At 71.9% G+C, this 22,670-nt stretch carries 23 protein-coding genes and 1 tRNA gene; 6 read left to right on the top strand and 18 right to left on the bottom strand.

From position 1 onward, the window contains the following. Nucleotides 1-77: 77 nt before the first annotated feature. From mshC to IE251_RS23570, 4 genes are all read right to left on the bottom strand, one after another. Complete coding sequence (gene mshC, locus IE251_RS23555; RefSeq protein ID WP_189754984.1) at nucleotides 78-1,307, bottom strand: cysteine--1-D-myo-inosityl 2-amino-2-deoxy-alpha-D-glucopyranoside ligase; 1,230 nt, start codon at nucleotides 1,305-1,307, stop codon at nucleotides 78-80. A gap of 181 nt (nucleotides 1,308-1,488) precedes the next feature. Further along, entirely contained in the window at nucleotides 1,489-2,313 is an 825-nt protein-coding gene (locus IE251_RS23560) for an SCO1664 family protein (protein WP_189754985.1), read from the bottom strand. After that, nucleotides 2,277-2,867 (bottom strand): DUF3090 domain-containing protein, encoded by a 591-nt coding sequence (locus tag IE251_RS23565; RefSeq protein WP_189754986.1) that lies wholly within the window; start codon nucleotides 2,865-2,867, stop codon nucleotides 2,277-2,279. Before IE251_RS23565 ends, IE251_RS23560 begins: the two co-directional genes overlap by 37 nt. Before the next feature lie 97 nt (nucleotides 2,868-2,964). Then, nucleotides 2,965-3,651 (bottom strand): histidine phosphatase family protein, encoded by a 687-nt coding sequence (locus tag IE251_RS23570; protein WP_189754987.1) that lies wholly within the window; start codon nucleotides 3,649-3,651, stop codon nucleotides 2,965-2,967. Nucleotides 3,652-3,712: 61 nt separating this feature from the next. Between IE251_RS23570 and corA the strand changes: the two genes are divergently transcribed. Continuing rightward, complete coding sequence (gene corA, locus IE251_RS23575; RefSeq protein WP_189754988.1) at nucleotides 3,713-4,708, top strand: magnesium/cobalt transporter CorA; 996 nt, start codon at nucleotides 3,713-3,715, stop codon at nucleotides 4,706-4,708. 64 nt (nucleotides 4,709-4,772) lie between these two features. Here corA and IE251_RS23580 read toward each other — a convergent pair whose 3' ends face one another. Both IE251_RS23580 and IE251_RS23585 read right to left on the bottom strand, forming a co-directional pair. Beyond that, entirely contained in the window at nucleotides 4,773-5,561 is a 789-nt protein-coding gene (locus IE251_RS23580; RefSeq protein WP_189754989.1) for a ferritin-like domain-containing protein, read from the bottom strand. Nucleotides 5,562-5,863: 302 nt separating this feature from the next. Beyond that, complete coding sequence (locus IE251_RS23585) at nucleotides 5,864-6,919, bottom strand: LLM class F420-dependent oxidoreductase (protein ID WP_189754990.1); 1,056 nt, start codon at nucleotides 6,917-6,919, stop codon at nucleotides 5,864-5,866. 198 nt (nucleotides 6,920-7,117) lie between these two features. Between IE251_RS23585 and IE251_RS23590 the strand changes: the two genes are divergently transcribed. Beyond that, the gene (locus IE251_RS23590; RefSeq protein WP_189754991.1) at nucleotides 7,118-8,101 is read left to right on the top strand and encodes an aldo/keto reductase; all 984 of its coding nucleotides are present in this window, start codon (nucleotides 7,118-7,120) and stop codon (nucleotides 8,099-8,101) included. Beyond that, nucleotides 8,098-10,488: a helix-hairpin-helix domain-containing protein gene (locus IE251_RS23595; RefSeq protein ID WP_189754992.1), complete on the top strand. Its 2,391-nt coding sequence runs from the start codon at nucleotides 8,098-8,100 to the stop codon at nucleotides 10,486-10,488. The genes IE251_RS23590 and IE251_RS23595 overlap by 4 nt, the downstream gene beginning before the upstream one ends. Nucleotides 10,489-10,578: 90 nt before the next feature. Here the strand turns inward: IE251_RS23595 and IE251_RS23600 are convergent, their stop codons facing one another. After that, complete coding sequence (locus IE251_RS23600) at nucleotides 10,579-11,274, bottom strand: hypothetical protein (protein ID WP_189754993.1); 696 nt, start codon at nucleotides 11,272-11,274, stop codon at nucleotides 10,579-10,581. Between the two features lie 47 nt (nucleotides 11,275-11,321). Here IE251_RS23600 and IE251_RS23605 point away from each other — a divergent pair, with 47 nt between their 5' ends. Beyond that, nucleotides 11,322-11,510 carry a DUF5703 family protein gene (locus tag IE251_RS23605; RefSeq protein WP_043407302.1) on the top strand — a complete coding sequence of 63 codons (189 nt, stop codon included), beginning with the start codon at nucleotides 11,322-11,324 and terminating at the stop codon, nucleotides 11,508-11,510. Nucleotides 11,511-11,622: 112 nt separating this feature from the next. Here the strand turns inward: IE251_RS23605 and IE251_RS41915 are convergent, their stop codons facing one another. The 3 genes from IE251_RS41915 to IE251_RS23620 all read right to left on the bottom strand — a co-directional run bounded on the left by IE251_RS41915 (nucleotide 11,623) and on the right by IE251_RS23620 (nucleotide 14,305). After that, nucleotides 11,623-12,444, bottom strand: coding sequence for a chaplin (locus IE251_RS41915; RefSeq protein ID WP_189754994.1), 822 nt, complete (start codon nucleotides 12,442-12,444; stop codon nucleotides 11,623-11,625). A 118-nt stretch (nucleotides 12,445-12,562) separates the two neighbouring features. Continuing rightward, nucleotides 12,563-12,796 (bottom strand): chaplin ChpH, encoded by a 234-nt coding sequence (chpH, locus tag IE251_RS23615; protein ID WP_030781423.1) that lies wholly within the window; start codon nucleotides 12,794-12,796, stop codon nucleotides 12,563-12,565. Nucleotides 12,797-12,979: 183 nt separating this feature from the next. Then, nucleotides 12,980-14,305, bottom strand: coding sequence for a M20/M25/M40 family metallo-hydrolase (locus IE251_RS23620; RefSeq protein ID WP_189754995.1), 1,326 nt, complete (start codon nucleotides 14,303-14,305; stop codon nucleotides 12,980-12,982). 217 nt (nucleotides 14,306-14,522) lie between these two features. Between IE251_RS23620 and IE251_RS23625 the strand changes: the two genes are divergently transcribed. Further along, nucleotides 14,523-14,610: transfer RNA gene (locus IE251_RS23625), tRNA-Leu, on the top strand. 150 nt (nucleotides 14,611-14,760) lie between these two features. Here IE251_RS23625 and IE251_RS23630 read toward each other — a convergent pair. From IE251_RS23630 to IE251_RS23660, 7 genes are all read right to left on the bottom strand, one after another. After that, complete coding sequence (locus IE251_RS23630) at nucleotides 14,761-15,615, bottom strand: hypothetical protein (RefSeq protein ID WP_189754996.1); 855 nt, start codon at nucleotides 15,613-15,615, stop codon at nucleotides 14,761-14,763. Then, nucleotides 15,596-16,501 carry an aldo/keto reductase gene (locus IE251_RS23635; RefSeq protein WP_189754997.1) on the bottom strand — a complete coding sequence of 302 codons (906 nt, stop codon included), beginning with the start codon at nucleotides 16,499-16,501 and terminating at the stop codon, nucleotides 15,596-15,598. The genes IE251_RS23630 and IE251_RS23635 overlap by 20 nt, the downstream gene beginning before the upstream one ends. Beyond that, nucleotides 16,498-17,685: a cupin domain-containing protein gene (locus tag IE251_RS23640; RefSeq protein ID WP_189754998.1), complete on the bottom strand. Its 1,188-nt coding sequence runs from the start codon at nucleotides 17,683-17,685 to the stop codon at nucleotides 16,498-16,500. The genes IE251_RS23635 and IE251_RS23640 overlap by 4 nt, the downstream gene beginning before the upstream one ends. Nucleotides 17,686-17,698: 13 nt before the next feature. Further along, entirely contained in the window at nucleotides 17,699-17,887 is a 189-nt protein-coding gene (locus tag IE251_RS23645; protein WP_189755107.1) for a hypothetical protein, read from the bottom strand. Between the two features lie 62 nt (nucleotides 17,888-17,949). Further along, a complete protein-coding gene (locus tag IE251_RS23650) occupies nucleotides 17,950-18,783 on the bottom strand; it encodes a helix-turn-helix domain-containing protein (RefSeq protein ID WP_189754999.1) in 834 nt (277 codons plus the stop codon). Then, a complete protein-coding gene (locus IE251_RS23655) occupies nucleotides 18,780-19,292 on the bottom strand; it encodes a DUF6879 family protein (RefSeq protein ID WP_189755000.1) in 513 nt (170 codons plus the stop codon). The genes IE251_RS23650 and IE251_RS23655 overlap by 4 nt, the downstream gene beginning before the upstream one ends. Next, nucleotides 19,276-19,485 carry a hypothetical protein gene (locus IE251_RS23660; protein WP_189755001.1) on the bottom strand — a complete coding sequence of 70 codons (210 nt, stop codon included), beginning with the start codon at nucleotides 19,483-19,485 and terminating at the stop codon, nucleotides 19,276-19,278. Before IE251_RS23660 ends, IE251_RS23655 begins: the two co-directional genes overlap by 17 nt. A gap of 254 nt (nucleotides 19,486-19,739) precedes the next feature. Here IE251_RS23660 and polX point away from each other — a divergent pair, with 254 nt between their 5' ends. Beyond that, nucleotides 19,740-21,470 carry a DNA polymerase/3'-5' exonuclease PolX gene (polX, locus tag IE251_RS23665; protein WP_189755002.1) on the top strand — a complete coding sequence of 577 codons (1,731 nt, stop codon included), beginning with the start codon at nucleotides 19,740-19,742 and terminating at the stop codon, nucleotides 21,468-21,470. Between the two features lie 81 nt (nucleotides 21,471-21,551). Here polX and IE251_RS23670 read toward each other — a convergent pair whose 3' ends face one another. Then, nucleotides 21,552-22,667 (bottom strand): CapA family protein, encoded by a 1,116-nt coding sequence (locus IE251_RS23670; protein WP_189755003.1) that lies wholly within the window; start codon nucleotides 22,665-22,667, stop codon nucleotides 21,552-21,554. Nucleotides 22,668-22,670 lie beyond the last annotated feature (3 nt).

Raw genomic sequence — 22,670 nt, forward strand, 5'->3', positions numbered from 1 at the left:
CGTCGTTCGGCTGCCGCGCCGTCGTGGCTTGTCGCGCCGTTCCCCGCGCCCCTTGCGGGGCGCCAGGCCCGGGGTCTCTACAAGGCCACGCCCAGCAGCGCGTCCACCGCGCGGGTCACCAGGCCCGGGGCGCCCGTGTCCGTGCCGCCCTCTTCCTCCTGCCGGGCCGCCCAGCGGTCCACCGCGGCGAGGGCGGCGGGGGCGTCCAGGTCGTGGGAGAGGGCCTCGCGGATCTCCTCCACCAGGGCGTCGGCCGAGGGGCCGTCGGGGCGGGAGACCGCCGCGCGCCAGCGGCCGAGGCGGGCCACGGCGTCCTGGAGGACCTGGTCGGTCCACTCCCAGTCGGCCCGGTAGTGGTGGGCCAGCAGGGCGAGGCGGATGGCGGCGGGGTCGACGCCGTCGCGGCGCAGCCGGGAGACGAAGACGAGGTTGCCCTTGGACTTGGACATCTTCTCGCCGTTCAGGGCGACCATGCCGGCGTGCACATAGGCCCTGGCCATGGGGAACTCGCCGGTGAGCACCTGGGCGTGCGAGGCGCCCATCTCGTGGTGCGGGAAGGCGAGGTCGGAGCCGCCGCCCTGGACGTCGAAGCCCATGCCGAGGTGGTCCAGCGCGATGGCCACGCACTCGATGTGCCAGCCGGGGCGGCCCCGGCCGAGCGAGCCGCCGTCCCAGCTGGGCTCGCCCTCGCGGGCCGCCATCCACAGCATCGGGTCCAGCGGGTTCTTCTTGCCCGGGCGGTCCGGGTCGCCGCCGCGTTCCGCGGACAGCAGCCGCATGGCGGCGGCGTCCAGGTGCGAGACCTTGCCGAAGTGCGGGTCGGACTCGACGGAGAAGTAGATGTCACCGTCCAGCTCGTAGGCCGCGCCGATGTCACGCAGCCGCTCGACGAGCGGGACGATGCCGGGTATGGCCTCGACCGCGCCGATGTACTGCCGCGGCGGGAGCATCCGCAGGGCGGTCATGTCCTCGCGGAAGAGAGCCGTCTCGCGCTCGGCGAGGGCGGTCCAGTCGACGTTGTCGCGCTCGGCCCGCTCCAGCAGCGGATCGTCGACGTCGGTGACGTTCTGGACGTAGTGGACCTGCCGCTTGGTGTCGAGCCACACGCGCTGAACCAGGTCGAACGCGTTGTAGGTCGCCGCGTGACCCATGTGGGTCGCGTCGTACGGCGTGATGCCGCAGACGTAGATGCGGGCGACGGGACCGGGGTCGAGGGTGACCAGGCCGCCGGTCGCGGTGTCGTGGATCCTCAGGTCGCGGCCCTGACCAGGCAGGGCGGGGACCTCGGAAGCGGGCCAGGCATGCATGTACATGAGCCTAACCGGCCCCGACCCGCCTGTACGAACGGGATCGGGCCGGATGACCGGTTCGGCGTTCTTGAACATCGGCGCCGGGTGTGCTGGGGTCCGGATCCGCTCACCGCGCGTGGCCGGTCAGGTGCTCAGCGGGGTGGCCCGCACACGCGTACGGGAGCCGGCCCGCGGGTGCTCAGACCGGGGGCCAGGGAATGGCGGGCCAGTCGCCGCTGGGCTCCGGGTGCCGGCCGCTGGTGAGCAGGGCGTCGACCCGCGCGCGCGTGGCGTCGACCTCGGCCGTCGTGATCAGGGTGGCCAGCCTTGTGCCCAGCGGGCCGTCCAGGGCGTCCCGCAGTCCCTTGAGGACGCCGACGGCCTCCTCCGGCAGGGGTTCGCCCGCCCAGCCCCACAGCAGGGTGCGCAGTTTGTCGTCCACGTTGAAGGTGACGCCGTGGTCGATGCCGTAGAGCCGGCCGTCGGCGGTGGGCAGCAGGTGGCCGCCCTTGCGGTCGGCGTTGTTGATGACCGCGTCCAGGACGGCGAGCCGGCGCAGCCGCGCGTCGTCGGCGTGCACCAGCAGCGCGGTGCGGTCCTCGCCGACGTCGGCGAGCCCGATCGCCTTCCAGCCCGGCTCCGGTTCCTCGCCGTCGACCAGGGCGAGCAGCTCGGTCTCGGGGTGGACGTCGATCCACAGCTGGCACATGCCCTCGCCGTACGGCCCCTCGCGCAGCACGGTGGGCGGCACCAGGCCCCAGCCGGTGGCCTCGGACACCTCGTAGGCGGCCACCTCGCGGCCCGCCAGGGTGCCGTCGGGGAAGTCCCACAGGGGGCGCTCCCCGGCGACCGGCTTGTACACACAGGAGGCCTGGCGGCCGTCGAGGGCGACCGTGCAGAACAGGGCCGCGTTGGACGCCTCGCGGATCCGCCCGCGTACGGTCAGCTCACCGTGCGCGAGCAGCTCGGCCGGGTTCGGGTCGGGTGTCACGCTCCGCGGCGGTATCCGTTCTGGCGCGGACATACGTGTCCTTCCGGGTCGAGCGGGAGGCTGCACAGCGGGCACGGCGGCCGCCCGGCGTTGACGACGTCGAGGGCGCGCTTGGCGAAGGCCCGGGCCTGCGCGCCGGTCAGCCGGACCCGCAGCATCGGGGGTCCGTTCTCCTCGTCCTGGAGCAGGCGCTCCTCGGCCTCGGCGAGGTCTTCCTCGGTGTCGGCGTCCAGCTCGACCAGCGCCTGCGCCTCGACGATCATGCGCTGGTCCTCGCCGTCCCAGGCCAGGGCCATGGTGCCGACGCGGAACTCCTCCTCGATGGGAGTGTCGAGCGGTGCGGTGTCGGTGATCTCGGTGGGGGCGACGGCCGGGACGGCGGCGCTGCCGCCACTACGCCGTACGACCTCGTCCAGCAGTTCGTCCATGCGCTCGGCGAGCGCGGCCACCTGGGTCTTCTCCAGGGCCACGCTGGTCACCCGGGAGCCTGCGATGGCCTGGAGGAAGAACGTACGGCGCCCGGGCAGTCCGACCGTGCCGGCCACGAAGCGGTCCGGCTGGTCGTAGAGGAACACCTGACGGGACACGTCCTGTCTCCATAAAGTCGTGGTTTCGAGAGGTTCGGCGGTTGGCCGTACGGGAAAGCGAACGGGATGGGTCGCCTCACCCTACTGCGGCCGACGATCACGGTGCGCCCGCACCGCCTCCGACCGGTGCGTCACCCTCGCCGGGTTCCTCGCGGGGGGCGAGCGAAGCGAAATCCCCGGTGTCGCCGAGGCGGACGAGGTACGGCCGGAGCCGGGTGTAGCGGATCGCGGTGACGGAGCAGGGTTCGACGGAGATCCGCTGGAAGAGATCGAGGTGCAGGCCGAGGGCGTCGGCGACGAGGGACTTGATGATGTCGCCGTGGGAGCACATCAGGTAGACGGCGTCGGCGCCGTGGTCCCGCTCGACGCGCGCGTTCCACTCGCGTACGGCCTCGGCGGCGCGGGTCTGCATGGCCCGCATGGACTCGCCGCCGGGGAAGGCGGCGGCGGACGGGTGGGTCTGTACGACCTCCATCAGCGGCTCGTCCTTCAGCTCGGCGAGCTTGCGGCCGGACCAGTCGCCGTAGTGGCACTCACCGATCCGCTCGTCGGTGTGGGAGCGCAGGCCGGGGCGGGCCTCCAGCAGCGGGCGCACGGTCTCCTGGCAGCGCTGCAGGGGGCTCGCGACCACCTCGGAGATCGGCAGTCCGGCGAGCCGGCCGGGCAGCGCGGCGGCCTGCGCGGCGCCGCGCTCGTCCAGGGCGACGCCGGGCGTCCACCCGGCGAGCAGCCCGGAGGTGTTGGCGGTGGAACGTCCGTGCCTTACGAGGATCAGCGTGGGCATGCGGCAAGGGTAGGCGCATCGGGAAGTGCGCCGTTGACCGGGCGAAGGGAGAATGCGCTCCGTGATCGTCGACTGCGCCGTCTACCGGCACGGGCACCGCAGCGAGGGGCCCTCGGACCTGTCCGACGCGCTCGCCGGGGCACGAGCCGCGGGCGGCTTCGTGTGGATCGGCCTGTACGAGCCCTCCGAGCGGGAGTTCGACCTGGTCAGCCAGGAGTTCGGGCTGCATCCGCTGGCCGTGGAGGACGCCCTGAAGGCACATCAGCGGCCCAAGCTGGAGGTGTACGACGACTCGCTGTTCATGGTGCTGAAACCGGTGGTGTACGAGCCCGAGAGCGACGCGGTCTCGGCCGGTGAGGTGATGGTCTTCGTCGGTGAGAGTTTCGTGGTGACGGTGCGCCACGGGGAGGGTTCGCCGCTGGCGGCCGTGCGGCAGCGGCTGGAGCGGGAGCCGGAGATGCTGGACAAGGGCCCCACCGCCGTGCTGTACGCGATCGCCGACGCCACCGTGGACCACTATCTGGAGGTGGCGACGGAGCTGCAGAACGACCTGGACGAGCTGGAGGCGGAGGTGTTCCGGCCGGACACCGGCGGTTCCCGCAACACCGCGTCCCGGATCTACACCTTCAAGCGGCAGATCCTGGAGTTCCGCCGGGCGACCGGCCCGCTGGCGCTGCCGCTGACCCGGCTGGCGGGCAGCGGCCCGCTGGGCAACTCGGTGCCGTTCGTGCACGAGGAGTCCCGGCCCTTCTTCCGGGACGTGGGCGATCACCTCACGCGCGTGAACGAGTCCGTGGAGGCCCTGGACCGGCTGGTCTCGGACATCCTGTCGGCGCATCTGGCGCAGATGAGCGTCCGGCAGAACGACGACATGCGGAAGATCTCCGCGTGGGCGGCGATGGCGGCGGTGCCCACGATGATCGCGGGGATCTACGGCATGAACTTCGACCACATGCCCGAGCTGCACTGGCTGTGGTCGTACCCGGCGGTGATCGTGCTGATGGCCGTGCTGGAGGTGCTGTTGTACCGGCTGTTCAAGCGGCGCGGGTGGTTGTGAGCGGGGGCATGCGGCGCGGGTGGCTGTGAGCGCGGTTCACATTGCGAGCTGCTGTGAGCGCGGTTCACGCGGCTTCCGTTGCGGGGGCCGGGCGGCCGCCGAGGGCGCCGCGGCGCTCGGGCATGCGGAGGGCGGCCATGCGGTGCCGGCCGACGAGGCGTTCCCAGGCGTACGCGGCGTGGATGCCGGCCGCGAGCACCGCCCGCTTCGCCCTCGGCCAGCCCAGGATGCGGCCCATGTGGGCCATGACGGCGAGGCTGACGTCCCGGTGGACGCGGATCTCGGCGAGCGCGCAGGCGCGCAGGGTATGCAGGATCAGCCGGCCGTGCCCGGCGGCGGCCAGGCGCAGCAGTTCCTCGTGGGCGTAGGCGAGGTGGTTGTCCTCGTCGCCCGCGATCACGCGGACGGCCTTGCCGATCTCCGGGTGGTCGCCGAAGTGCCGGCTCAGCAGTGCCATCTGCTCGGCGGCGCGCTGCTCGGTGACCCGGCTGTGCGCGAGGTAGACGACGATGTCCCGCACGGTGAGCGGCTCGTCCCGGCGGAGCCGGTCGTGGGCGAGGCCGATGCCGCGCCGTTCCAGGAGCATGGTGTAGTCGGTCTCCGGCGGAACCGGTACGGGGTCGAGCCCGCGCTTCCTCAGCAGGGCCAGGAAGATGCGGCCGTGCTTGTCCTCGTCGGCGCCGTGCCGGGCGATCTTCGGGGCGAGCGCGCGTTCCCCGTCCGGGACCAGCGCGGCGATCCGGCCGTTCTCCCAGCCGCCCTGGGACTCCCCGCCGGCGGCGATGGAGCAGAAGAGCCGGAAGGACTCGTCGTGGTCGAGGATCTCCTGGAACAGCCTCCTGGCCGACAGCATCGCAGCACCTCTCCGCTCCACAGGGGTCCGCGGGCCTCTCGGGGGCTTCCGTGGCTTTCGGGGCGCTGGTGGCTTTCGAGGGCTCGCGAAACGAGTCAAATGCGGGCAGAAGGGGGGCGCAACAGGGCCGTCGGCCGAATCGGCCGAACGAAGGAGCGTGAAAGGCGGGAAGGAGACGGGAAAGAAGGGCGCCGAGGGTCGTAACCGTGCGGCGCCGGGGGCGTTGTTCCCCGTGACGGCCGTGGCGGGGAAGACCCCCGAGCCCCCACCACGGCCGTGGAAATCCCCCGCCGGGGCTTCGCTCACGCCAGCCCGGCGCGCTCCAGGGCCTCGCTGCCGGCCCGCAGGGAGGCGAGCCGCTCCTCGAGCGTGAAGCCGGCCGGGGCCAGGCTGAGGGTGGTGACCCCGGCGGCGGCGTAGGCCTTCATCCGGTCGGCGATCCGGTCGACGGAGCCCAGCAGAGTGGTCCGGTCGATGAGTTCCTGGGGGATCGCGGCGGCGGCGCCCTGCTTGTCCCCGGACAGATACTTCCGCTGGATCTCGGCGGCCTCCTTCTCGTAGCCCATGCGCTGGGCCAGCTGGTTGTAGAAGTTCTGCTTCGCGCTGCCCATGCCGCCGACGTACAGCGCGGTGTACGGGCGGAAGGTGTCGGCGAGCCGGGCCACGTCCTTGTCGTCGCCGAGGGCGATCGGCAGGGTCGGGCACACGTCGAACCCGTCGAGCGTCAGCCCCGCCTTCTCCCGCCCGGCGCGCAGGTACTTGACCGTGGTCTCCTCCAGGTGCTCGGCCGAGGGGAAGATCAGCAGCGCGCCGTCGGCGATCTCGCCGGTCTGCTCCAGGTTCTTCGGGCCGATGGCGGCGATGTAGAGCGGGATGTGCTCGCGCTGCGGGTGCACGGTCAGCTTGATGGGCTTGCCGGGGCCGCCGGGCAGCGGCAGCGTCCAGTGCTCGCCCTCGAACGTCAGCCGCTCCCGGGTCATCGCCTTGCGCACGATCTCCACGTACTCGCGGGTGCGGGCCAGCGGCTTGTCGAACTTCACCCCGTACCAGCCCTCGGAGACCTGCGGGCCGGAGACGCCGAGGCCGAGCCGGAACCGGCCACCGGAGAGCGAGTCGAGCGTGGCCGCGGTCATCGCCGTCATCGCGGGCTGGCGGGCCGGGATCTGGAAGATGGCCGAGCCGACGTCGATGCGCTCGGTCTGCGCGGCGACCCAGCTGAGCACGGTGGCCGCGTCGGAGCCGTAGGCCTCGGCGGCCCAGCACACCGCGTAGCCCAGCCGGTCGGCCTCCTGTGCCACGGCCAGGTTGTCGCCGTCCATTCCGGCACCCCAGTAACCGAGGTTGATCCCGAGCTGCATGCGCGATTCCCCTTACCCGTGAGTAACGTGCTTGTGGGGCAGACCTTAGCGCGGGGGCGGGGTGGGGCGGCAGGGCGGCGGCGGACCGGTGGAGGGCGCGCGTGCGCCGCGGGAGACGGAACGCGGGAGTCGTCCCCTTCGGGGGTGGTTATCCACAGGCAACCCATCGCACCGGTTCTGGCCAGTAATCTCGCCCGCATGGAGCAGAGGCATCTCGGCCGTACCGGCCTGCGCGTGTCCCGGATCGGACTCGGCACCCTCACCTGGGGGCGGGACACCGACGAGCACGACGCCGCTGACATGCTGAAGACGTTCTGGGAGGCCGGCGGCACCCTCGTCGACACCGCCGACGTGTACGGCGACGGGGAGGCGGAGTATCTGCTCGGGCGGCTCATGGAGGGGCTGGTGCCGCGCCGGGATCTGGTCATCTCCACCAAGGCCGGCAGCGTGCCCGACCCCGAGCGCCGCTTCGACGGTTCCCGGGGCCATCTGCTCGCCGCGCTCGACGCCTCCCTGGCCCGCCTCGGCACGGAGTACGTCGACCTGTGGCACATCCACGCCTACGACCCCGGGACCCCGCTGGAGGAGACGCTCCAGGCCCTCGACCTGGCGGTGAGCAGCGGCCGGGCCCGGTACGCCGGTGTCTCGAACTTCTGCGGCTGGCAGCTGGCCAAGGCGGCCACCTGGCAGCTCGCGGCGCCGGGCACCCGCACCCGGCTGGCCAGTACCCAGATGGAGTACTCGCTGCTCCAGCGCGGTGTGGAGCGGGAGGTGCTGCCGGCCGCGCTGGACCTCGGCGTGGGCCTGCTGCCGTCCTCGCCGCTCGGCCGGGGCGTGCTGACCGGAAAGTACCGGCACGCCACTCCACCGGATTCGCGCGGGGCCTCCGAGGACCTCGCGCCGTTCGTCGAGCCGTACCTGGACGACACCGCGACCCGCATCGTGGACGCGGTGACGACGGCGGCCGACGGGCTCGCGGTCACCCCGCTCCAGGTGGCGCTGGCGTGGGTGCGGGACCGGCCCGGGGTGGCCGCGCCGATCGTCGGCGCACGCACCGCGCAACAGCTCACGGCGGCGTTGTCAGTGGAGGCCCTTAGTCTTCCTGACGAGATCTGCCGGGCGCTGGACGATGTGTCGGCGCCCGTGCACCGCTATCCCGATCACGACTGGAGCACGCTGTGAGCACGGAGCCGGAGACCACGGAGGAAGCCGGGCCGGGGACGCCGGACACCCGTGAGGTACGGGAGGGGGGCGCCGAGGGGAGCGCCGACGGCGGCACCGACGCGGGTACGGAGGGGCGTACCGAGGGAGGTGTCGCGGCCGAGGGGGCGGAAGGCGTCGGCGTCGGTGCATCGGAGGACGCCGGTGCCGCTGAGGGCGCCGGTGCTGACGGGGAGACCGGTGCCGCTGAGGAAGCCGGTGCCGACGAGGACGCCGGTGCTGCTGGGGACGCCGGTGCCGCTGAGGGCGACGGTTCCTCGGAAGGTGCCGAGGGTGTCGCCGGGGAGGACGCGGGCGGCGCGGGTGAGTTGTCCGAGGCGGAGGCCGAGCTGGCCGCGCAGCGGATCGAGCGGGAGCGGATCGAGCGGCGCAAGGCCGAGAAGAGGGGCCCCATCGCCGCCGGAGCCAAGCTCAGCGGCAAGGCGGCCGACCTGCTCGCGGCGGTCCGGGCGGTGGAGAGCGGCGAGAAGCCGACGGCCACGGTGTTCACCGAGCCGGCCCCGGCGCCGCGCCGCCCGGCCCCGGAACCGGAGCGCCGGCCCCAGCCCGCCCCCGCGCCCGTCACGCCCGCCGCCCCCGCGCCGGAGGCCGTCGACGCCGTGCGCCGGGTACTGGCCGAGGGCGGTGCGCCGGAAACCCTGGCCCCCCAGGTGGCCGCGGTGCTCGGCGAGGGCGCCGGCACCACGCTCCGGGAGGACCCCTGGCAGCTGCTCCGGGTCGGCGGGGTACGGCCGGAGCAGGCCGACGGCTTCGCGCGGGCGCTGCTCGGCCCGGACTGCGGCCCGGACGACGCGCGGCGCGGCCGGGCGGTGACGGTCTGGCTGCTGGAGCAGGCGGCCGTGGCCGGGCACACCGCCCTGGAGCTGCCCACGCTCACCGCGGCGCTCGGCCGGCAGGGCGTGCCGGACCCGGACGCGGCGGTGCAGGACGCGCTCGCCGAGGGTGAGGCCCTGGTGTTCCAGGACGCCCTGGAGGAGCCCGGCACGCCCGCGCCCCAGGACACCGACGAGGAGCAGGAGCGGCCGGTCCGGATCCTGGTCGGGCTGGAGCGGTACGCCTTGGCCGAGGAGAGCCTCGCCGACGGCCTGGCCCGGCTGGCCAACTCCGTGCCCGAGGACGCCGGGCAGACGTGGGAGGCGGTCACGGCCGGGCTGTCCGGTGGCGCGGCCGAGCTGGCCCGCGCGGTGGCGGGGCACGGCCTGGTGCTGCACACCGGCGGCGAGGCTGCCCGCGCGGAACCGGCCGCGCTGCTCAGCGCCGCCCGCGCGGCGGGCCTGCGGGCCTACGCCGCCTGCCACACCCCCAACGGCCGCGGCCACCTGACGGCATACCTGGCAGGGCCCTCCGGGCGGGCGGGACAAGCCACGGAACGGCCGGGTGTGGAGCCCGGTGCTCATGGGGTCGTCACCGTTTCCGGGCTGCTGGCCGGGGTCGAAGGGCCCGGGCGGGACGCCGACGGGGCTCTGGAGGTCGATCTGCTGATCGTGCTGGACGCGCCGCAGCTCGATGTGGAGAGCGCCGCGATGCTGGTGGAGTCGTTGCCCGACGGGACGCGACTGGTGCTCAGCGGTGACCCCGGGGTGCTGTGGTCGGCCGGGCCGGGCCGGGTCTTCGCCGATCTGCTCGCGGCCCGGGTCTGCCCGCAGACCGTCTCCCGTGTCCCGGACCCCGGTCCGCTGGGCGAGCTGGTCTCCGGCATCGGCGTCGGCGAGCTGAACCAGGTCGCCGCCCCCGGCAAGGAGATCGTCATCGTGCCGGTGCGGGACGCGGGGGAAGCGGTGCACCGGACGGTGCAGCTGGTGGCGGACTCGGTGCCTCGGGCGATCGGCGTCCCGGCCGACCAGACCGTGGTGATCACCCCGGGTCACGGTGGAGCCGCGGGCACCCGCGCCCTCAACTCCGCGCTGAAGCAGCGCCTCAACCCCGGTCCCGGCCGGTTCGGCGGCTTCGATCCCGGTGACCGGATCGTCCACTCCCCCGCGCCGGGGCGTACGGTGCCGGGCGTGGTGGTGAACGCCGACGCCGACGGGCTGCACCTGTCGTGTGCCGGCGCCCCCGTGGTCGTACCGCGCGAGCGGGTGGAGGGCAGCGTCCGGCACGGCTGGGCACTCACGGCGCACCAGGCGGTGGGCGCCCGCTGGCCGGCGGCGGTCGTGGTGCTGCCTGGCGACGCGGCGCAGGCGCTCAGCCGTCCGTGGGTGTACACGGCGTTCGGCCGGGCGGAACGGCACCTGTCCGTGGTGCACGGCGTGGAGCAGGCCCTGCCGAGGGCGGTCGCGGAGGTCCCGGCCAAGCCCCGCACCACCCGCCTGGGGACCCTGCTGCGCACGCAGGTGCCGGCGAGCTGACCCCGCCCTCCCGGACGCCTCGGCGACGGGAGGGCGGGAATCCGGCGGTGCCGTACGGGCCGGTCCCGGTACGGCACCTCCGGGCCCGTCTCACTTGTCGGCGTCGAGCGGCTCCAGCTCCTCGTCGTCGTCCCCGACGAAGTCCAGCTCGTCCTCGTCCTCGTCGTCGTCGGAGGCGTCGTCGTCGAAGACGGCGCTCACGTCGAAGCGGCACACCACCGCCTGCGGATCGATGTGCTCGAACGGCGCGGCCAGCCACTCCCCGGCCTCGGGTGGTTCCTCCGCCGCCGTGACCCAGAGCGTGGAGTCGCCCTCCTCCAGGCCGAACTCCTTGTGCCGGGAGGCGATCTCGTCCGGTTCGAACTCGCCGAACAGGATCCCCAGCGCGCCGGGGACGCTCCCGGCGGCCTCGTCCTCGTCCCCGCCGTCGTCGTACTCCGCCGCCTCGACCCGCTGGGCCTGGGCCAGCAGCCGCTGGGGTTCCGCCACGGTGTAGTCGCGGCGGATCAGCACACTGATCGCATGGGGCTCCCCGGGCCCGGCGTACGGCGGCAGCGCGTCCTCGGCGCCGGGGATCTCGAAGGGCGTGACCTCGTCGTAGCGGTCGTAGAGCAGCTCGTCGTACACCTCGGCGGCTGCGGCCAGCTGGTTGAACGCCTCGGAGACGGCCGGGTCGTCCTCTCCCGACCTGCGTTCGATCGCAGCCAGATGACGGTCGAGCGCGGTCTTGACCGCCTCGGCGGCGGCGCGTACCTCGGCAGCGGTGGGCTGCGCAGCATCAGACATAGTGCAGACGCTATCCGTACCGGGCACCAGCCCGCACAATAGATGCGATGCCGGAATACGAATTTGTCGACGTGTACGTGCCTCGCGGGGTCTCCCGCAAGGAGGCGACGCGTCTGCTGACGGATCATGCCGAGTACGGACACTGGGAGTTGGACCGACTGAGTCTGTTGCGCGACGGCAGTCGCAAGGTGCGGCTGCGCCGGCGGATCATCCGCCAGGTGCGAGCCACATGGTGAGCCCGGCTCCGGTGCCGGGCACGTACGGAGCGGGCCCCGCCGGCATGGCAGGGCCCGCTCCGTTTTCCGCTCACCGCCGTGCGGTCACCCTGTCGTGGTCACCGCGGTGCGATCACCGTGCGGCCCGGGCCCTGCGGTAGAGGACCGTACCGGCGAGCAGCGCGCCGGCGCCGGCCGGCAGCGCGATGCCGAGCGGCACGTCACCGCCGGTGTGCGCGAGTTGACCGACGGTCTGCGGCTGGAGGGGGCGGTCCGCCTCCGCCGTGGCCTGGGACCCGCCGCGGGGACCGGGGCCGTGTTCGGCCGGCGGGGTGCCGGGCCCGGGGTGGCCGGGCTTACCGGGGTGGCCGGGATTGCCCGGATGCCCAGGGTGACCCGGGTGACCCGGGTTCCCGGGCTCCGCCGGATGCCCCGGTTCCCCTGGGCGACCCGGACCTCCCGGCTCTCCCGGCCCTCCCGGCTTCCCGGGCGGGTTGCCGTACCCCCCGTCGTCGGCGCAGCCGTTGCCCGTCGTGGCGTTGCCCACACCGATGACGTCGACGCTGTTGCCGCACACGTTCACCGGGACGTCGACCGGCACCTGCACCGTGTTGCCGGATCCGACGCCCGGCGAGCCGCCGGTGCGGCCGTCCGCGCGCGAGCCGCCGGAGCCGCTGCCCGCGGAACCGCCCGGCCGGCTCCCCGAAGTGCCGCCCTGGTGGGCGCACTTGTTCCCCACCGACGGGTTGAGCAGCCCGACGACGTTCACGGTGTTGCCGCAGATGTTCACCGGAGCGTGCACCGGCGCCTGCACCGTGTTGCCGGACAGTACGCCGGGTGAGCCCCCGGCGGCGCCCCTGGCGCCCGAGTCGGCGTGTGCGTAGCCGCTCGCGGCGGCGATCACGCCGGTCGCGGCGGCCATGGTCATCAGGCCCTTGCGCGTGCCCTCACGCATGCTGGATTCCCCCCTGCCTTCCGTGCTTTCGTTCTGCGAAAAGCCGGTCGGCCCCGGAGCGCGTGGCGCGCGCTCCGGGGCCGACGGCTCGTAAAGGACGCCCCTCAGGGAGCCTGCGTCACTTGTTGATGCAGACGTTTCCGAAGGCGGGGTTCAGGACGCCGACCACGTCGATCGTGTTGCCGCACACGTTCACCGGGACGTGGATGGGCGCCTGGATGACGTTGCCGGACACGACACCCGGGGAGTGCAGGGCGGCACCCTGGGCACCGGAGTCGGCGACGGCGAGGCCCGCACCCGCGAGAACCAGACCACCGGTGGCGGCCGCAGCTGCGACGACCTTCTTGATCATTCTTCCTCCTTGTTGGCAATGCGACCCCAAGGCGCGGGATCACATCAGATGCAACGAGGAGGAACTAATGAAGCTACGAACTGATCGTCGCATTCACCCGTCTCAGCGCGTCTCGTACGACTGCCCGAATATCATCCCGTGCCGCCCCGGCCTGGGCGGCACGGGGCGGCACGGGGCGCGGTCTCACGACGCGTCGATGAACCGGTCGAGCACCCGCACGCCGAACTGGAGCCCGTCGACCGGCACCCGCTCGTCCACGCCGTGGAACATGCCGGCGAAGTCCAGCTCCGGCGGCAGCTTCAGCGGGGCGAAGCCGAAGCCGCGGATACCGAGGTCGTCGAAGGACTTGGCATCGGTGCCGCCGGAGAGCATGTACGGGATCGCCTTGGCGGTCGGGTCCTCGGCGAGCAGCGCGGACTGCATGGCCGCCACCAGCGCGCCGTCGAAGTCGGTCTCCAGCGCCTTGTCGGAGTGCACGTCCTCGCGGCGGACGTTCGGGCCGAGCAGCCGGTCGAGGTCGGCGAGGAACTCCTCCTCGTGACCGGGCAGGAACCGTCCGTCGATGTGGGCGGTGGCCTCGCCCGGGATGACGTTGACCTTGTAGCCGGCGTCGAGCTGGGTGGGGTTGGCGGTGTTGCTCAGGGTCGCGCCGATCAGCTTGGCGATGCCGCCGAGCTTGGCGATGGTGGCCTCCATGTCCTCCGGGTCCAGCTCGGTGCCGAGCGCGTCGCCCAGCTCGTCGAGGAAGGCCCGGGTGGTCTTGGTGACCCGCACCGGGAACTTGTGCCGGCCGACCCGGGCCACCGCCTCCGACAGCTCGGTGATGGCGTTGTCACGGTGGATCATCGACCCGTGCCCGGCGGTGCCGGCCACGGTCAGCTTCATCCAGTGCATGCCCTTCTCGGCCGTCTGGATCAGGTAGAGCCGCCGCTGGTCGTCGACGGTGAAGGAGAAGCCGCCGACCTCGCTGATGGCCTCGGTGACGCCCTCGAACAGCTCGGGGTGGTGGTCGACCAGGTAGCGGGCGCCGTACGTGCCGCCCGCCTCCTCGTCGGCGAGGAAGGCGACCACGATGTCCCGCGGGGGCCGGCGTCCGCTGCGCAGCCGGTCGCGGACGACCGCCAGCGTCATGGCGTCCATGTCCTTCATGTCGACGGCGCCGCGTCCCCATACGCAGCCGTCGGCGATCTCCCCGGAGAACGGGTCGTGGGTCCAGTCGACCGCGTTGGCCGGTACGACGTCCAGGTGGCCGTGGATGAGCAGCGCGGGCCGGGACGGGTCCTCGCCCTCGATCCGGGCCACCGTGGAGGCGCGGCCGGGGTGCGACTCGTAGATCTTCGGCTCCAGCCCGACCTCGGCGAGCTTCTCGGCGACCCACTCGGCGGCCTTGCGCTCGCCGGGGCCGGAGTGGTCGCCGTAGTTGCTGGTGTCGAACCGGATCAGGTCGCGGCAGAGGTCCGCGACCTCGTCCTCGCCGGTGACGGTCCTGGCCCTGCCCGTCTCGCTCACGATGCTTCCTCCCGCTGTCACTGCTGGTGGTCCCCCTCATCCTCTCCCCGGCCCCGCCCCGCGCCCAAGACCGGGCCCCGCCTGTGACACGCCGTTCACGCCCGACCGGGGCCGAGGCCGGGGGGTGATCGGACACCCCCGAAAGCCTGGTAATGTTTCCTTCGTCGCCGCGAGGGAAACCCCGCCGAAAGGGAAGATCTCGTACGACACACACCTGGTCCGGGTGGCGGAATGGCAGACGCGCTAGCTTGAGGTGCTAGTGCCCTTTATCGGGCGTGGGGGTTCAAGTCCCCCCTCGGACACCAGCAGAGACCCCAGTTCACCTGGGGTTTTTCTGTTTCTCCGGCTGTGGCGTGACCAACCACGTGCCCAAAAGGCATCCGGGAGAAGACGACCTTGTACCGGCACATCGGTGAGAGCGCCTGAGACCTGAGACAGGCGTACAGGGGCGCGCGTCAGGCACTCACCTCCGAGTGCACAGGGACGGGCGGGCGGACTCCGGTGAGCGCCTCCGCGCGGGCCACCAGGCGGGGCGCGAGGTCGGGATACCAGCCACGGGCTACGGCTTGCAGCATCTCGGCCAGGGCCGCGAGTTCCCCGATTCGGCCGGCCGGGGTGTCGAGGACCGCCGCGAACTCCTTGCGGATACGGGCGGCTACGTCGGGCACAAGCAGGCTGTTGGCGTGCAGGAGCCCCGCGTCATAGCCGAAGGGCACCAAGCCCCACCGCTCCCAGTCCAGTAGGCACAGGGGCGCGGCGGTGAGGTTGCCCCAGTGCAGGTCACCGTGACCGGTCATCCGCTCCACCTCGGCGGGGGCCGGGACGCCGAGGAACTGGGGGAAGGCTCGTTCGATCCACTCGTCCCGCACGGTTGCCTTCACTCCCTCCGCTTCAGCGAGGAGGGCCAGGGCCTGGCGAAGGTCCGCCCACCACTCGTCAGGCAACCCCGGGTCCTGATCGATGTCGGCCCGGTCCGGGGACACGATGGGTTGCGTGAGGTAGTCCAGGACTTCCGACTCGAAGGCCCACTCGCCGTCAGTCCAGTCATGCACCGCGTACAGGTGGGGGCGGGGCACGCCGTCAGGCACCAGCTCCGAGGCGCCGACGATGCCTTCCCCCGCCTTCCTGCCCGCGTTCCTCTTCGCCGTCCGGCTGACCCGTAGCCACCGGTCCCCCGCTCGGCGTCCGAGAGTGACACCGAGGAAGCCCCACGCCGGCGGACCCGAGCAGGTGAGGCCCAGCGCTTTGGCCGCCCGGTCGTGGGCGGCCCCCATCAGGGCCTGTACCTCCTCATTCACGGGCGAGTTCATCCGTCACCCTCCTGAGTTCCTGGACCGTCAGAGGCGCAGCCAGAGCCTTGGCCGCATCGTCCCAGTGCTCGCGGGTGCTCGCGGAGGTGAGGACTACATCGAGGCCAGGGCACGAGCCAGCGGCCAGCAGGGCAGCGGCTGCGGCCGACAGGCCGGGGCGGATGAGGTTCACCAGTTCGGGTGTCATGGCGTCGAGGAGTTCGCCCCCGTGCAGGGGAGCGGAGCCGAAGGTGATCAGCCCCGCGTCCGTCGCCTGCACCAGTGGTCCGCCGCCGTTCAGGGCCTGTGTGATCGGGGCATCCATGACCAGGCTGACGGGCATCTGCAAGCCCGTGAAGTGGTGGTCGGCGGAACCGGCCGCCTGCCGGGCGAACGCGAGCAACTCGGGGACGCTGAACGCTCCGGAGGTCAGGCCCGACCAGGTGGCGACGCCGTACCCGCCGATCCGGCCCGCATGGGCGAACTCTTCCAGCGCCGTGAAGGCTTCCCGCACGCGCCCGTGCAGAGCGGCACGGTCAAGGCCGTGCCCGTGGTGCTCCGGGTTGTGCACGAACACCAGGTCCACGCACCTGAGCGCGGCCAACGACCGCTCCGTCTGCCAGCGGACGAAGCCTCGCTCAAGGCTGTGCCTACCGGCCGCCTCTTCCCGGGTGAGCACGCCCTCAGCCAGGGCGGTACGGCCCTGCTCCGCCGTGAAGAACCCCGTCTTCGTGGCTACCCGCGCGGTCGGGTACTCCCCGAGAACCGGGCGCAGTTCCTCATGCGCCCGTCCATGGGCGTAGTTGGGTGCCGTGTCCACCCAGGGGCTACCGGCGGCCAGGGCGGTGCGTGCCGCCCGACTGACGGCACGCACGCGGTATGTCCCCAGGCAGAGCGCGGCGGTCACAGCGCCGTCCCCACGACTGCGACGGCGTGGCCGTCGATGAGGACGGAGACCAGTTCGGCCACCTCCTTGACCTCCAGCCCGGCGGAGTCGGCGAGTTCCCCCAGCGTGGTCGGCTGATTGGTCAGCAGCGTGCCCAGCGCGGGCGCGGCGGACTCGGCGAAGTCCCACGCGGTACCGGCCGCCGAGAAGGTGACCGTGCCCTGTTCGCGGTTGGCCGTCAGGCGGCCCCTCGGAGCGGTGAGCTTGACCGTGATGTCCGACCGTGCCGGGAGCCCGCCCACGTAGGGCAGGGACGGGATCGCGTGGCCCAGGTCGGTCGTGTCGATCGACTCTGCCCACCGCTCCACGAGGCGGGGGTCCGCCATCATGTCGGCCACCTCACGGCGTACGGCGTCGGTGAAGTCCGACTGTTCCGTCAGTGAGCCGAAGCGCGGGATGTCCCTGCGGAGCGCGAGGGACGCCCGGAGTTGGTCGACGACCCACAGCATCAGGTCGGCGCCCGTGTGCGGGACCATGCCGAACGTGAGGTGAAGGGATTCCGTCCCCTGGTCAGCGGTGACCGCGTGCCACCAGCCGCGCGGCAGGTAGAGCACGTCACCCGGGGACAGAACGAGGTCCGCCATCGGGTCGCCCTCCGGCTCCTTCGGCAACTCCACGTCCCGGAAGGTGGGCGCCTCACGGGTCATCCCCCACAGGCGCCACCGCTTCGAGCCGTGCAGTTGGACCACCACCACATCGTGGTCGTCCCAGTGCCGGCCGAAGCCTTCCCGCTCGGTCCACGAGGCGTACACGTTGGCCTGCACGGAGGTTCCAAGGAAGCGTTCCAGCCCCTCCGCAGCCGCCCCCACGGCGGGGTGGATCTTCTCCACCGCGTCCAGGACCAGCGACGCCCCGTCCCTGAGCTGGGCGTGGAAGTCGGACGGCTGGATCCGGGACCAGGTGACCGCTCGGCGGTTCGTGGTCGGGATCGCGTAGCGGTGGAGCGGGACCATCTCGCCGTCGACCGACAGGCGCAGCCGGGGCGGCTCCAGTCGCTGCGTGGCGATGATCCGGTTCAGGTCGTCCCAGGAGAACAGGCCCGCCGTGTCGGCGACCCCGGGGAAGTGTGCGTATGAGCGGTGGTACGTCCGGGCGAGGAACCTGTCCCCGCCCAGACGCCCCGCCCACGAGGCTGCATCAAGCAACGTGGGCGCTCCGTCAGTCGTTGCCGTCGGAACGGCCACTGCTGACGTCAGACTCCTGCTCGGCACGGGTGCGCGCGGCCACGATCTTCCGCTTCGCGACGAGCAGTCCACCCCCCTCGGGGGCCACCGAACCGGTGTTCTCTTCCACCATCCACCCCACGCCGTAGCGGACCCACTTTTCGTTTCGCTCGGTCGCTGTCATGGGGGAAATCATTGGCCCAGAAAGCGGTGGCTGTGTAGTTCTTTCCCGTCATGGACTAAAGATCATGAACGGCAAGCGGCAGCCCACTCCGCCAACAAGGCTCGCGCTTCGGCCCCGAACAGCGCGTACCCCTCCAGTGTCGAGAACAGTTCCAAATGCATTTCGATGTCGCGTGGATCTCTCAGGATCACGACTCCGGTGGTGTTCTCCACAGTGGCCAGGGTGTTGTCGTAGACAGTGAAGGTGTCCATCGGAGCCATGGGCTTGTATCCCGCGATTGGGATGACACCGAGCTTCACATTCGGCAGGTGGGTCAACGAGGCCAGCCGGACAATCTGCATCGCCATCTCGACCGGGGGCAGGAGTGGCCACCTCACGGCCTGTTCGGTGAGGATGAAGGTGAACCGCTTCTTCGTGTCGTAAAGGATCTCCTGCCGCTCCAGCTTCCTCGCGATCGTCTTAGTGACATCAGCCGGGGAATGGGCAAGGCTGGCCCGAATGTACTCGGGGGTGGACAGCAGTCCAGTAATCATCGAGAGCAGGAAGAAACGGAACTCGGTAGAGGAGGATTCGAGCGCGGCAAGTTCGGTCTGCTTCTTTTCCAGTCCTCTGCGGCGCAGCGAGCGCAGGTCTTGCCACTCGGTATTGGCCAGCCTCGCGAGGGCAATGACCTCCTCGATGACCTCGGGCGGAGCAACGACGGCCCGGAGGATTCTCTCCAGGTCGAGCAGGCTCGGTTGCGCTTTCCCGTTCTCGATCCGACTGATCTTCGATTGGGACATGTTGCAACGCCGAGCGAGCCGGTCCCCAGTGAGGCCGGCTCGCTTGCGTAGTTCTTTCAGCAGGGCGGCCAGTTCTTGCTTCGGCTGCCCCAGCTGTTCAGGGTCGAACGTCACCCGCTCACGTACTCCAGGAATGGAACCGACTCGGCAACCGCAATCCGCTTCCACTGCCGGTACGGCTCAGGATCACCCTCGTACAGTTCCCGGTTTATCTGCGTCCCGTCCGCCCGGTAGTTCATCAGGACCACCTTGGACTCGTCGAACATCCAGAAGTCCTGATCCGGAAGCCCCGGGTTCTCCCGGTCGGTGAGGTCGAGAATGCGGATGTCCTCGCCCGCCTTCACGTGGTGCCGGTAGTAATACTCGAACTCGAACCGGAGGTAATCCGAGAGCGGGCGAGTCACGACGTGCACCCTGCCGACACTCTTTCCTTCCGAGGTCCATTGCCGAACCTCATCCATCCAGCCCGAGCTGTAATCGTCCGGCGACTTCTCCCCGGCGAGAAAGCACTTCAGCTTCTCCGCTTCCTGGGGCATGGTGTAGACGGGCAGTGTCTCCAGCCGCCACGCCTCACGCTCCATGGAATCGAAGCAGTCATTCCACGCGTCACCATCCAAGTGCACGGAATGCCTCCCTGAGAACCGCCTCCGGGATTTCCACGAGCCCTTCCCCAGCGGGCGGGGTGAAGGCTTCGGACACGTCGCCCTGCACGACGAACGATCCCGTGGCCGTGCGGTACACGTTCGGGCAGTCCTTCTCTCCGCACTCGCCGTTGCCGTTGCCAGTGAGCCGGGTGAGTGCCGAACGTTCGGACATGCCAAACCCCCTCGCTCTGGCCCCGGTCGGGCCGCCTGCCCACCGACAGTAGAGGCGGTGGTGCTACGCGTCTATGCGTGATCGCGACTATGCGTGTCCTTGCATAAACAGGTCCCCGATCGTCCCAGCCACCCCCGCGCGTCCGTGCAGACCTGACCAGGGACTGACGCCTCGGAGGAGAGTTGGTCACATGACCAACGCGTGACCAGCAGGGGCCTTTCGCGTGCTTGTGGGGTGGTTTTTAGACTGGGGGTGTGGGCCGGGTCAATGACGAGGTCGAGGCGGTGCTGCAGGAGTACGCCGATCTCATCGCGATCACCGGAGGGGACGCGTTCAAGGCGCGTGCCTATGAGAAGGCGGCGCGGGCGATCGGCGGGCATCCGGCGGATGTCTCCACGCTGGAGCCGGACGCGCTGCGGGAGATCCCGAACGTGGGGCGGTCGATCGCCGACAAGGTGACCGAGTATCTGCGCACGGGCCGGATCGCGGTGGTCGAGGAGCGCCGGTCGGAGATCCCCGCGGGAGTGCGGGAGCTGATCACGATCCCGACGCTGGGGCCGAAGAAGGCGCTGCGGCTCTACGAGGACCTGCGCATCTCGTCGGTGGACGAGCTGGCCGCGGCCATCGAGGCGGACGCGCTGGCGGACCTGAAGGGGTTCGGGGAGAAGACGCAGGAGAACATCCGGCACGGCATCGAGCTGCTCCGGCGGGCGGGCGGCCGGGTGCCGCTGTCGCTGGCGCTGGACACCGCCGAGGAGATCCTCGCCGAGCTGTCCGGGGTGACGGGCTGCTGGCGCTGTGCGTACGCCGGTTCGCTGCGCCGGATGCGGGAGACCGTCGGGGATCTGGACGTGCTGGTGGCGGCGAAGCGGTCGGCCCCGTTCATGGACGCGCTGTGCGCGCTGCCGGACACCGCGGAGGTCGTGGCGCGGGGCACGAAGAAGACCTCGGTGCGCACCGGCAGGGGGCTCCAGGTGGATCTGCGGGTGGTGCCGCCGGAGTCGTGGGGCGCGGCGATGCAGTACTTCACCGGTTCCAAGGCGCACAACATCCGCACCCGGACCATCGCCGGGCACCAGGGGCTGAAGCTCTCCGAGTACGGCCTGTTCGACACCGACGGCGGGGAGCCGGTCGCCTCCCGCACCGAGGAGGAGGTGTACGCGCGGCTCGGCCTGCCGTGGATCGCGCCGCCGTTGCGCGAGGACCGCGGGGAGATCGAGGCGGCGCTGCGCGGCGAGCTGCCCGAGGTGGTGACCGAGCGGGACATCCGCGGCGACCTGCACACGCACACCGATCTCACGGACGGTCTGGCCTCGCTGGAGGCGATGGTGGACGCCGCCGCCGAGCGCGGTTACGCCTACTTCGCGGTCACCGACCACGCGCCCGACCTGTACATGCAGCGCATGACGGACGAGAAGATCCTCGCCCAGCGGGAGCGGCTGCGCGAGCTGGACGGCACCCGTGGCCGGACGCGGCTGCTGCACGGCACGGAGCTGAACATCGGGCCGGACGGGGAGGTGGACTGGCCGGCGGAGTTCCTGGCGGGGTTCGATCTGTGCGTGGCCTCGCTGCACTCCCACTTCGACCTGGGCCGTACGGCGATGACCCGGCGGCTGGTACGGGCCTGCGAGAACCCGTACGTCAATGTCATCGGGCATCCGACCACCCGGCTGATCGGCAGGCGGCCGGGGGTGGACGCCGACTGGGACGAGGTGTTCGCCGCGTGCGCGCGCACCGGCACCGCGCTGGAGGTCAACGCGCAGCCGGACCGGCTGGACCTGCGCGACGAGGACATCCTGCGGGCCAGGGAGCACGGGGTGCGGTTCGCCGTGAACACCGACGCGCACTCCGTGCCGCACCTCGGCCAGATGCGCTACGGCGTGGCCACCGCGCAGCGCGGCTGGCTGACCAGGGACGAGGTGATCAACGCCTGGCCGCTGACCCGGCTGCGCGCCTTTCTGCGCAAGGGCGGGCGGCGGCCCTGAGGGCGCACGGGCGGGCGGCGGTCCTGAGGGACGGTTCTCCGGTGCGCCGACGGCCGGCTTCACCCGCTCCCGCGGCCGGTCTCAACGCAGTGGCCGTACCGTGAGCGTGCCGTCGGGTCCGTGGTCGACGCGGGTGGCGTGGCGGCGGGCGTGGGTGTCCAGGACGTCGCGCAGCCAGGCGGTGTCGGCGGCACTCGCGTGCTCCAGGCGCATCCGGCGGGCACGCAGCGGCACCAGTCGCGCTCCGGTCAGCCGGCCGGTGCCGGGCTCGGCCGACACCAGGTACAGCAGGCGCAGGTCGTCGCGGTAGCTCTCGTAGCCGCCGATGCCCTCGTAGTCGTCGACGAGGTCGCCGCAGCCGTACAGGACGAGCCGGTCCCGGTAGATCTCCGGCGGGCGCGGGTGGTGCGAGGAGTGGCCGTGGACGATGTCGGCGCCCGCGTCGACGACGGCGTGGGCGAAGCGGACCTCGTCGCGGGTGACGGTATAGCCCCAGTTGGGCCCCCAGTGGACGGAGGCGACGACGATGTCCCCGGGCCGCCGGTGCTGCCGCAGGCGGTCGGCGAAGTCCAGGGCGGCGGCCGTGGTCGGCCCGGCGGCGAGGGCGACGCCGGGGCGTTCGGCGGTGGCGGCCCAGCCGTGCGGGATGCCGCTGGAGGGCATGCCGAAGGCGAGGACCAGGACGCGTCCGCCGGTGCGCAGCGGGACGGCCGCGGGACGCCACGCGGCGGTCGCGTCGGGGCCGGCGCCGGCGGTGCGCAGTCCGGCGGCGGCGAGGGAGTCCAGGGTGTCGGCGAGGCCGGCGGGGCCGAAGTCGAGGACGTGGTTGTTGGCGAGGACGCAGACGTCGGGGCGGGCGGCGGCGAGGCAGGGCAGATTGGCCGGGTGCATCCGGTAGTGGACGGCCTTGCCGGGGGCGTGGTCGCCGTCGGAGGTGACGGCGGTCTCCAGGTTGATCACCCGGGCGTCGGGCGCGGCGCGCTCCAGGACGGGCAGGGCCTCGCCCCAGGGCCAGGCGGGGTCCACGGGCCGGGGCACCGGGCCGTTCACGGCCTCCGCCAGGGCGATGTAGTCCCGGGCGTCGTGGAGGTAGTCCTCCCGCAGGGCCGGATCGGCCGGGTGCGCGAGGATCTGGTCGATGCCCCGGCCGAGCATGACGTCCCCGGCCAGGAAGAGCGTGACGGGCCCCTCGGGCATGGT

This window comes from Streptomyces eurythermus, assembly GCF_014649115.1.
Classification (GTDB): Bacteria; Actinomycetota; Actinomycetes; order Streptomycetales; family Streptomycetaceae; genus Streptomyces; species Streptomyces eurythermus.